This is a genomic window from Nocardia flavorosea NBRC 108225 (assembly GCF_001613385.1).
In the GTDB taxonomy this organism is placed as follows: domain Bacteria; phylum Actinomycetota; class Actinomycetes; order Mycobacteriales; family Mycobacteriaceae; genus Nocardia; species Nocardia flavorosea.
This window is the reverse complement of the sequence record NZ_BDCG01000030.1, coordinates 55,524-65,943: the sequence shown is the minus strand read 5'-3', so window position 1 is coordinate 65,943 and position 10,420 is coordinate 55,524. Positions and strand designations below refer to the sequence as shown.

Below are 10,420 nucleotides of genomic sequence, written 5' to 3'. Positions count from 1 at the left end.
AGATCACCGTTGTTTTCCCTGACTGTCTGCCGGAGCTGAACCTCGCTGCGGCCAGGGTTCTGCTGCGCATTCTTGCGGGTCATGCTCGTGACCATTCCCCAGAGAGGACTGATGATGTCGACCGAGACCAATGAGTGGGCTGTGCTCGATGAGCTCCTCGGGCTCGAGACCGAAGAGGTCGATATCGGTTCGGATCAGCGTTTCGCGTTCTACGGGCGCTGTTCGACTGAAGACAACCAGGACCCGGAGACTTCGTATCGGTGGCAGCGTGGCAATGCCGAGAAGTTCGTGGGCGAGGCGGCGATAGTCGCAAGCTATTTCGACGTCGGCCTGTCGCGGTCGGTGCCATGGCATCGGCGCGAGCACGCCGCTCGGTTGCTGGCCGACCTGAAGGATCCGGCGCGGGGGTGGTCGGCGATCGTGGTGGGGGAGGGCACCCGCTGCTGGTTCGGTAACCAGTTCAGCCTCGTCGCTCCGCGGGTCCAGGCGCACGGGGTCCAGGTGTGGGTGCCGGAGCTAGGTGGGCGTTTCGACCCGGGAAATGTGACTCATTCGATGATGATGAGCATGCTCGGCGGACTCAGTGAGTCCGAGCGGCAGCACGTGCAGCAGCGCACCCGGGCGAGTATGGACGCGCAGGTGTTGAACGAGGGACGGCATCAGGGCGGCCGTCCCCCGTATGGGTATCTGGTGGTCGACGGTCCGCCGCACCCGAATCCCAACCGGGCCGCCGACGGGCTGAGGTTGCGGATCCTGTCGTTGGATGCGGCGACCGCTCCGGTTGTGCAGCGTATTTTCAGTCACTACATCGCGGGGCGGGGTGATAAGGCGATCGCGGTCGAGTTGAACAGGGAGAAGATCCCGTGCCCGTCGGCATATCGTCCCGGACAGAACCGGCATCGGTCCCAAGACGGGTGGCAGGCCAGTGCGGTTGCGGCGATTCTGCAGAACCCGCGCTACACCGGGTACGCGGTGTTCGGGCGGTGGCAGAAACATGAGGAATTGCTCGACCCCGATGATGTCGCGGCCGGGCATGTGACCCGGATGCGGCGGGCGCCGGCCCAGCGCATTGTCCGGTCCCAGCGGCCGGCGCACCCGGCAATCGTATCCGTGGCGACTTTCACCGAAGCGCAACTGATTCGTCGTCGGCGCGCCGGGACAAGCAACAGGACGCGGGCCACGCTCGAGCGCACCCGCCACGGTAGCGGTCGGCGCGTCTATCTGCTCAGTGGGCTGCTGCGCTGCGATGGGTGTGGTCGCAGAATGCAGGCCGAACTGGTCCGCGACAACGTTTACTACCGCTGCCGGGCGAAAACCCTCGCCCCCGGAAGCGCGGCCCTCGAGAAGCACCCCCGCACGGTGAACCTGCGCGAAGACCTCGTTACCGACCGCATCGATGGCTGGCTGGCCGGTCTGTTCGGTCGTGAGCAGCGGGCGAGGACCATCGCTACGGTTCTGGCCGCGCAGAATGATGACGACACCGATATTCAGCGGCAGAGTTTGCGGCAGCGTGTCCTCGATGCCGAGTCCCGGCTGGCTCGGCATCTGACCGCCATCGAGGCAGGTGTTGATCCGCAGGCGTTGGTGGCGGCAATGAACGCCGCCCAGGCCGAGAAGGCCGCCGCCGAAGCCGAGCTGAACCAGCTACCCAAAGCTCGGCGGTTCACCGAAACAGAGGTCCGCAAGCTCGTCGACGCCCTCGGTGACATCGGGGCGGTTCTTACCGCAGGCCACCCAACAGATAAGGCCCAGCTCTATCAGAGTCTGGGCCTGCAGGCGAGATATCAGCACATATGCAATCGCATAATCGTTGGTGCCACCCCCTGTGGGGTTAGCACTGGTGTCCGGAGGGGGACTTGAACCCCCACGCCCTATACCGGGCACTAGCACCTCAAGCTAGCGCGTCTGCCATTCCGCCACCCGGACCGGTGTGCCCAGCAAGAGTATCTGATAGCGCGGACGGAGCAAAATCGTGAGTCTCACCTGCGAAAACGTTGGTGGGTTTGCCTGACGCCGGGCAGGGCTGTCGTCCGCACATTCGGCTGAACCAGGTAGGTCGTCGAGCGCGGCCGGGGCGACTGCAGGAGAGTGGGCAATCGCGTACTCGGGCACAGGCGGGTGGCCGGACCCCGGTTCCGGTGGTGCTGATTCGATCGGCCCGTGGTGCAGTAGCATCTTTCGGGCAAGGCCGGATTCCGGTACCGGCGTAGGTCTTCCGAGCTCCAGGAGGGTATTGTGCGGCTTTCGGGCGTGGGGGTGTGGAGTTCGCAGTTGCGTTACGGCGATCCGGCCGAGGCCGCGGAGGCGGCGGCTGAGCTCGAGGAGCTCGGTTACGCCGCGGTATGGATTCCCGATGTCGGCGGTCCGGTGTTCGATGCGGTCGAGAATCTGCTGCAAGCAACGGAGCGAATCGCTGTCGCGACCGGCATCCTGAACTTGTGGATGCATGAACCGGCGGATGTCGCGGCCCGGTATGCGGCTCTGACCGGCACGTATGGTGACCGGTTCCTGCTGGGTATCGGAGTGAGCCACGCCCCGTTGATCGATGCTGGTGATCCGGGGCGCTACCGGAAGCCGCTGGCGGCGACTCGGGCTTATCTCGACGCGCTGGACGCTCTCGACCGGCCCGTTCCCGCGGACGCGCGGGTGCTGGCCGCGCTGGGGCCGAAGATGCTGCACCTTTCGGCGACGCGTGCCGGTGGTGCCCACCCTTACCTGGTGACGCCGGAGCACACCGCTACGGCTCGCGCCGCCCTGGGCGACGGACCGTTGCTGTTGCCCGAGCAGACGGCCATTCTCACCACCGATGCCGGCGAGGCGAGGTCGATCGGCACCGACTGGCTGCGCAGTTACCTCCAACTGCCGAACTACGCGAACAACATCCTGCGGTCCGGTTTCACGCAGGAAGATGTCGACACCGTGAGTGACCGGCTTTTCGATGCGATCATCGCCTGGGGTGATGAGGAGGCGATCCTGGATCGTGTCGCCGAACACCGAGCGGCCGGTGCCGACCACGTCTGCGTGCAGGTGCTCGATGCCGACCCGCAAGTGTTCCCGCGAGAGCAGTGGCGCCGCCTTGCCGCCGCGCTCGCGTGACCTGACCTCGGCGTGACCGGTGCAGGGCTCACTGGTCCTCTGGCGGGATGCCGATGATGGGTTTCGCCCAGGAGCGGCTCTCGGCGTTTTTGAGGACCAGGTATTCGGCATCGATGTGCGGTTCGATGGCACTGTTCTTGTCGTTGGGGGCACCGATGATGAGCTGGAAGCCCAGACCACGCCAGGCGCCGATAGCGCGGCCGGTGTAGCGGGCGTCGGCTTTGATGAGGGCTTCGTCGAGGAAGACAGGGGCGTAGCGGGGGCGTTCGGCGCCGGCGTCGCCCAGCTGGTAGCGCAGTGCGGAGCCGACGATGAAGGCAACGAGTTCCTGGGATTCGCCGCCTGACTTCTCGCCGATATGGTCATAGAGGGCCACGTGTTCGCCTGCGGCGTTGCGCTTTTCGGCGCTGATGCGGATATGGTTGCGGACGTCGACGAGGTCGGCGAAATCGGGGGCGGTGCGACGGATACGGTCGATGACCTTGGCCATCCGGTTGTAGGCGCGTTCCCGGTCGGTATCGGTGTTCGCCTGGTCGATCAGGCGGCGGACATCGCGCAATTCCTTGCGGAAGCGGGCGCGGACGGTGGAGTGGCTTTCCTGCGGGTCGATCTGCAGGCGGTGGTCGTCGTCGGCGAAGGGGAGGCCGGCGAGGATGCGGTTCACCGGTTCGATCCGGTCCCGGATTTCCCGGATTGCCGAGGCGAGTTCGCTGTCGAGGCTGGTGAGGTCGTTACCGGACAGTTTCAGCAGGCTGTCGCGCCATTGGTTCTCGAGTTCGTGCAGGCGGCTGGTTTCCAGATCGGTGAGCAGGCGTTCGAAATCGTCGTAGGAATCATCCGGGTCGGTACCCAGGTTCGGGTTCGGCCAGCGCTCGACGAACGTCGAGAATATTTCGGACAGTCTGCTCCGGGCGCCCTGGCGGGCGCTCTCCGCGGTCCGGAGATCGGTGGTGAGCCGGTCGGCGACACGGTCGGTGGCGGCGTCGAACGCCTCCAGGGCTTTGGCGGCCGGGATATCGCCGGTGTTGTCGCTGCCGAACAGTCCTTCCAGGTAGTTGCGGTGTTCGGTGGTGACTTCGCGACCGGCCCGGCGGGCGGTGCCGAGTTCCCGACCGGCGCGCGCGGCCTCGGCCGTGGTGTGTTCCCAGGCGGTCTCGAGATCTTCCTGCTCGAGCTTGGCCCGGACCGCTTTCTCGTTGAGGTCTTCGACTTTGTCCATCAGTTCGTCGACCTGTTTCTGCAGCCGGTCGATCTCCGGGGTGCCGGTGTGGACGTCGTCGATGATCTGCATCCAGCGGTCCCGTTCCGCCGCAACCGAGTCGATATCGACTTGATCCCAGGAGAGTTCGGTCAGGGTCCGGTATGCGCCGCGGCGGTCTTCGAAGGAGTCGAGGTCGGCCTGTGTCGCCTCGACCTGTGCGTCGGCGACGGATTTGCGGTCTTCGGCGTCGCGGATCTGTTCGTCGAGGCGTGTCAGCAACCGGTCGTTGGTGAAGCCGAGGACATTGGCCCGGCCCTGACCGCCGTGTGCGCCGCGGGCGCCGTCCGAGATCTGGCCGGTGATCGTGAGCGCTTTGCGGTGCTGGGGCAGCAGGCGTGGCGTTTCGACGCAGAGATAGTCGAATCGTTCGACCAACTCGTTCTTGAGCCAGGCGGTGAAGGGGGAGGGGCGGTAATCGAGGCGGCCGGGCAACTGGCGATCGTCGAGTCCGATCTCGTCGCGGAGCCCGGTTCGCACACCCTCGAACTGGATACGCCGTGCGGTGCGCACAGTGTTGATCTTCTCGCGGAAGGTGTTGAGGTGGGCGCGGTCGATCAGCATCTTGGTCGCGAACCCGCCCAGGGCAAGGTTGAACGCTTCGCGCCACGGCTCGAATTCGGTGCGCACTTCTATCAATTCGCCGACGAACGGAAGCTGTTCCGGTGTGAGGCCGGCGGCCTCCGCGAGGGCGGCCCGCGCACGATGCAGTTCGGTGGGGATATTGTCCCGGCGAGCGGCGACGCCTTTACGCTCGGTCCGTAGCTCCTCCAGTTCTCGGGTCACGCTCGTCTGGTGGGTCTTCGCTTCGGCGAAATGGTTCTGCGCGGCCTGCCTGGCCTGCTTGTCTCCGAGGAGGTTGTGTGCCTGTGTGACCAGGGCAGCGAAGTCTTTCCCGTCGGACACCGTGGCGCCGAGGGCTGCCAGCGACTTCTCGAGCCGGTGCCGCGCCCGCTCGACCTCGTCGAACCGTTTGTCCACCTCGCGTAGCGCGCCGCGGGCCTTCTCCAGCCTGTCTCCGCCGGAAGCGCGCAGCGTCTCGACGATCCCGCTCAGTTCGGCTTCTGCCCCTTTGGCCCGCGCCGACGCCGCGGCGACAGTTTTCTCGGCTTGTCCTCGACGTCGCAGCAGCTCTTCTTCGGCTGCTCGGAGCAACTCGGCGCGGCGTTCGAATCGCCACAGCCCGGCGGGCGAGGACGAATCGGTGAACGGTCCCAGGCTGTCGATCAGCTCGGCACGTTCGGTTGCGTCGACGATGGTGCGGCGGTGCTCCCGGATCGGGGACAGTGCCCGGACCTGGCGGCGTGCGGTGGTCATCTGGGTGCGGGTGCCGGCGAGTTCGTCGAATTGCTTGACGACCTCGTCCGCGGTGGTCAGCGTGGACGGCTCCTCGAGGACCATCGTCTTGTACAGGGCGTCGACGGTGGTGATCTGCTGACCGGCCTGGATCCGGCCCAGCAGCGCGACCGCCTTGTTCCCGTCGCCTGCGGCGCCGATCCCGAGCGCGGTATGCAGTCGGGCGGTGAATTCGCGATCAGTGGCGTAGCAGGTCAGCCCGAGTGCTTTCACCGCGGTCTCCGCGAGCCGTTTATCGGCCGGTCCCGCAAGCGTGCGCAGGTCGAACGGTTCATCGCAGGTGGCGCGGATCTGGACGAGATCTTCGAGGGAGCGCGCCGTCGACGGTACGTACCAGGCCCGGACCGCCGTGAACCGCGCGCCGGACCGATCGGCCCAGGTCATTGCGATCGCCGACCAGGTGTCGCGGCCGTCGCCGCGAAGTACCCTGGCCTTCGTCTCACCTCCGGCGCGGGATTCGTCGAGCTTGCCCCGCGCATACGAGAGGATATTGCGTTGATCCTTGCCGCGCGGCCGGCCCACGACTCCGCCGTTGGAGGCGCCGTTGAACGGCATGGTATGCGGCATGATCAATGCGATGTAGGAATCCATCAGGGTCGATTTGCCCGATCCCGACTCTCCGCACAGCAGGGTCGCACCGGGGGCGAACCGCACCCGGTGGTGCCCGTCGTATCCGCCCCAGTTCACCAGCTGCAGGTCCAGTGCCACCCATTGATGCCCCCGGGACGACTCGGGGACCAGCCCGAACAGCGTGTCGATCATGCTCACGGCGCGACCTCCGCCGCGGTGCCGTGGTCCGGGCCGTCGGTGCGTTCCCGGAGCCACCGGCTCAGCTCACTCAGCTTTTCCGTGCTCATCACGACCTCCACCAATGGTGTGATCCGGTACCGGCCCGCGGTCTCCTCTTCCATCAGCCCCTCCTTGGCCAAACGTGTCACGGCGCTGCGGATCTCCTGTTGTCCCCGGGCCAGATTGGTGTCGTCGGGGTCGAAGTAGGTCAGTACTGTCTGCTCCAGCTCTTCGATATCTACCCGCGCCGATACCTCACCCGCGACCCGTTCCTGCTGGAATACCGTGCGCAGATGCACCAGCACCAGCGTCTCGGCCCGGTTGTACGGATCGTCCCGCAGCAGGATCGGCACATCCAGTTCCGCCGAGCGCACCTGCTGCTTGTAGGCGATGCCGCGATCGTGGTCGACCACGAGCCGGACGAACAGATCGTGCAGCCGCGATTCGATGAGCTGCTGGTTCTCCAGCAGCGTTCGCCATTGTGCCGGGTACTTGTCCGCCGACAGGAACCTGCGTTGCAGCAGCCGGACCAGCACCCGCCGTACCTCGGCGTCCAGCGTCCCCGTATCGCCGGCGAACAGTTCGGCCGGGTCTTCCTCCATCGACACCGGGTCGATGAACCCGGTGTCCTCGTTGTCCGGCCGTGTCTCGTCGACCGTGTTCGGCTCACTCATCGGCTGCCTCGGCGTTCACCGCGACCACACCGCCGAGCGCGAAGCGCCGCCGAGTCCGGTCCGGGCGGACGGCTTCGACGGTGACGACGGACTCGGTTTCGGTCATTCCGGTGCGATGTGCCAGCTCGAGCAGGCCGAGTAGATCGACCGGGCGGCGGATCTCCTCGGGTGCCGCGCCGAAGGCTGCCACGATATCGACGGTGTCTGCACTGCCTGCGAAGCGGGCCAGGTGCTCGTCCAGCGCCGCGTATTTCGGACCGCCCCAGGCCCGGGTATCGGCGTCGGGCATCGTGTCCTCGTCCCATTCGACCAGTGGTGCGGGCGGTTGTGGCGGACGGGGATCGCTCAGCGATTGGCGCAGATGCTCGATACTCGCGGCCGGTAGCCGGCGCAGCGGTGTGATCGGCTCGCGGTGGCGTGAGCGGGGGACCCAGTGGTGCAAACCGGTCATCACCTCCCGCAGCAGATCGTCTACCTGCCGGTCCCGCATGGGGTCGTGGTGGCGGACCTGGGTGGTGATCACATGCGACGCCTGTCGCTGCGCGGCCAGTACTTCCTTGACTCCGCGTTCGATCCGGCGCGCGATATCGGTGAACTCCCGCCGCTGCGGCTCGGTCAACTGCGCGGTGAACGGATGGCGCAGTACGGTGCGCAGCCGGCTCGACAAGTCGTCGATGCGCTCCGGGTCGCCGATCAGGCGTAATGCTCCCGCGAACGCCCGCCCTTCCGGAGTCGCGTCCATGATCTGCTGCCCCCGCGCCAGATACTCGCGCAGAACCTCACCTGTCGGGCGGGCGTCCTGCCGCAGATCGGCGACCACATCGCGTTGCATGGCCTTGATCGACTCGGCCACCCGGGCGAAATCCGCCGGCAGTTCCCGCGCCAGATGCAGGATGTTCTCCGCCTCCTCCACCAGCCGATCGTCGGCTACGGTGTCCACGGCGCCGCCGCGCTCGAGCCGCCGCAGTTCCTGCTGCCGCGTCCGGATCTCGACCTCGAGCCGCGCGATCCGGGCCATCACATCCGGGTCGGCATCCTGCGCCAGCCGCTCCACCGCTTCCAGCAGAGTCCGCACTCGCGATTCCGATACCCGCGTCCGGGAACCGCCGACCCGGCCCGCGACCTCCAGTGCACCCACCCCGTGCGCGGACAACCGATACACCTCGACCTGGTCGTCCAGCACCTGCCGCACCAGCCAGCCCGCATTCACCCACTGCCGGCACAGGTCCCGCGCGGTGCCTGCGGGCAGTGGCAGCCTGTCTTCTTCGCCGTACCCCGCGGCCCGCAACCGGTTCAGCGCATCGCCGATTTCGGCATGCGCATCCGCCACGGCGACCGCGGGCCGGTCGGCCGTGAACACTGTCGCCAGCATGGTCACCACGAACGGTGCATACGTTTGGTGGAGCAAATCGAGCATCGGGGTTTTGAACGCCCGAAGAGCCCCCTGGTACGCGCCCTCTACGCCTCGAATACTCATCGGCGCTCAGGGTACGTCGACCGGCCGACAGGGTATTCGCCCTGGTCCGCTCATCCGCCCCGCTCGTAGAGCGCGCGAACTGTGTCGACCGTATCGGCCTCGGTGGGGGATTTGTCGTCACGGTAGCGCACTACGCGGGCGAACCGGAGCGCCATGCCGCCGGGGTAGCGGGTGGAACCCTGGACCCCGTCGAAGGCTATTTCGACGACTTGTTCGGGTCGCAGTCGCACCACATAGCCGTCGGTCGGGCCCTCGGCGAGTTCGGTGAAACGCTCGGTCTGCCATGCCAGCATGGCGTCGGTCATTCCCTTGAAGGTCTTGCCCAGCATCACGAAACCGCCCGCCGGATCGCGGGCACCCAGGTGAATATTCGACAGGGTGCCGGTGCGCCGGCCGGAACCCCATTCGACGGCGAGAACAACCAGGTCCAAGGTGTGTACGGGTTTGACCTTGAGCCAGCCGGAGCCGCGGCGGCCGGCCTCGTAGGGGGCCGACGGTGATTTCGCCATCACACCTTCGTGTCCGGAGGCGAGGGTGCGATCCAGGAAATTCTGTGCCGCTGCGGGGTCGGCGGTCACCAGGCGGTCGACCCGCCGGGCGGCGGGGACGAGCGCATCGAGTGCGTCGAGGCGGTCCCGGGTGGGGAGATCGAGGAGATCGCTGCCGTCGAGGTGGAGCAGATCGAAGAAGAACACCGACAGGGGTTCGAGATCGCCGGGATGTTTGCGGCCGAACCGGGCCGCGGTGACCTGGAACCGCTGCGGCCGTCCATCGGGTCGCAACGCGATGGCCTCGGCGTCCGCGATCAGATCGGTCGCGGGGAGGGCGAGAGTGGCCGCGACGACTTCGGGGAGCCGGGAGGTGACATCGTCGAGGCTGCGGGTATACACCGAGACCGCCGATCCGGCGCGGTGGATCTGCACGCGCGCGCCGTCCAGTTTCGCTTCGAATATGGCGGTTCCGCCGAGCCGCTGAAGTGCGTCGTCGACCCCGGACGCGGTCTGCGCGAGCATCGGTCCGACCGGTCGTCCCGCGCGGAGGCGGAACTCCGCCAGGGCCGGTCGCCCGCCGGTGAGTGCCGCGGCGGCCACCGTAGGCAGGGCGCCGGCCAGCATCGCCGCCCGGCGGACCTCGGCCGCCGGAATCCCGGCAGCTTCGGCGATCGCATCGGACATCACGCCCGCCAGCGCGCCCTGGCGCAGCTCACCACTGAGCAACCGGCGCAGAAATACCTGCTCGGCGTCGGTCGCTGTCTCGAACAGATCGCGCACCAGGCCGGCGCGTGCGGTCCGGGACCCCTTCCCGGCCACCGCTCCGATCCGTGAGAACCGTGCATCGACGTCGGCGACGGTGAGCGTCGCAGAGGTAGCGGGTGGCGGCAGCGTCCGCAGCGCGGCCCAGCCCACCCCGATCTGGCGTTGCGGTAGTTCACCGGACAGCCAGGAGGCGGTCACCGCGACCAATCGTGCGTCGCCGTCTGCCGCGACGCGGTTCAGCAGTATGGCGAGCCGCCGGGTCTTGGCCAGCCGCGCCGAAGCGGACGCGATCTCGGCGGACGCGGCGGCGACCTCGGCTAACAGCACGTCGACAGCCTGGCACGGACACCGGCTGCGGGCAATCGCCGTCGCAGTGAGAGGCCGGTCGCGTCGTCCGGGACCGGACAACTTTCGGACACTTCTCGCCGAGGCCACACGTGGTGACCCCCACCGCCCACTACTTGGCGGACCGTCGGTGGCACGTGGCCGCCTGCATGTTCTCGCGGTGAGGACG

General features: G+C 67.2%; 6 protein-coding genes and 1 tRNA gene. 2 read left to right on the top strand and 5 right to left on the bottom strand.

Features of this window, described 5'->3' with window-relative positions:
• Positions 1-111: 111 nt before the first annotated feature.
• Entirely contained in the window at positions 112-1,860 is a 1,749-nt protein-coding gene (locus NFL01S_RS35045) for a recombinase family protein (protein WP_245670998.1), read from the top strand.
• Here NFL01S_RS35045 and NFL01S_RS33055 read toward each other — a convergent pair.
• Positions 1,839-1,926: transfer RNA gene (locus NFL01S_RS33055), tRNA-Leu, on the bottom strand. The genes NFL01S_RS35045 and NFL01S_RS33055 overlap by 22 nt on opposite strands.
• Positions 1,927-2,235: 309 nt before the next feature.
• Between NFL01S_RS33055 and NFL01S_RS33050 the strand changes: the two genes are divergently transcribed.
• Positions 2,236-3,096, top strand: a complete 861-nt coding sequence (locus tag NFL01S_RS33050) for an LLM class F420-dependent oxidoreductase (RefSeq protein ID WP_062980256.1) — start codon at positions 2,236-2,238, stop codon at positions 3,094-3,096.
• 28 nt (positions 3,097-3,124) lie between these two features.
• On the opposite strand, the gene NFL01S_RS33045 is transcribed toward NFL01S_RS33050, so the two are convergent.
• Genes NFL01S_RS33045 through NFL01S_RS33030 form a run of 4 tightly spaced genes read right to left on the bottom strand, consistent with a single transcriptional unit; the run spans position 3,125 to position 10,233 of the window.
• The gene (locus tag NFL01S_RS33045; protein WP_210745296.1) at positions 3,125-6,472 is read right to left on the bottom strand and encodes an ATP-binding protein; all 3,348 of its coding nucleotides are present in this window, start codon (positions 6,470-6,472) and stop codon (positions 3,125-3,127) included.
• Positions 6,473-6,474: 2 nt separating this feature from the next.
• The gene (locus NFL01S_RS33040) at positions 6,475-7,173 is read right to left on the bottom strand and encodes a DUF4194 domain-containing protein (RefSeq protein ID WP_062980254.1); all 699 of its coding nucleotides are present in this window, start codon (positions 7,171-7,173) and stop codon (positions 6,475-6,477) included.
• On the bottom strand, positions 7,166-8,650 hold the full coding sequence (locus tag NFL01S_RS33035) for a DUF3375 domain-containing protein (RefSeq protein WP_062980253.1): 1,485 nt from the start codon (positions 8,648-8,650) through the stop codon (positions 7,166-7,168). Before NFL01S_RS33035 ends, NFL01S_RS33040 begins: the two co-directional genes overlap by 8 nt.
• Positions 8,651-8,700: 50 nt before the next feature.
• Positions 8,701-10,233, bottom strand: a complete 1,533-nt coding sequence (locus NFL01S_RS33030) for an ATP-dependent DNA ligase (RefSeq protein WP_062980252.1) — start codon at positions 10,231-10,233, stop codon at positions 8,701-8,703.
• Positions 10,234-10,420: the final 187 nt, after the last annotated feature.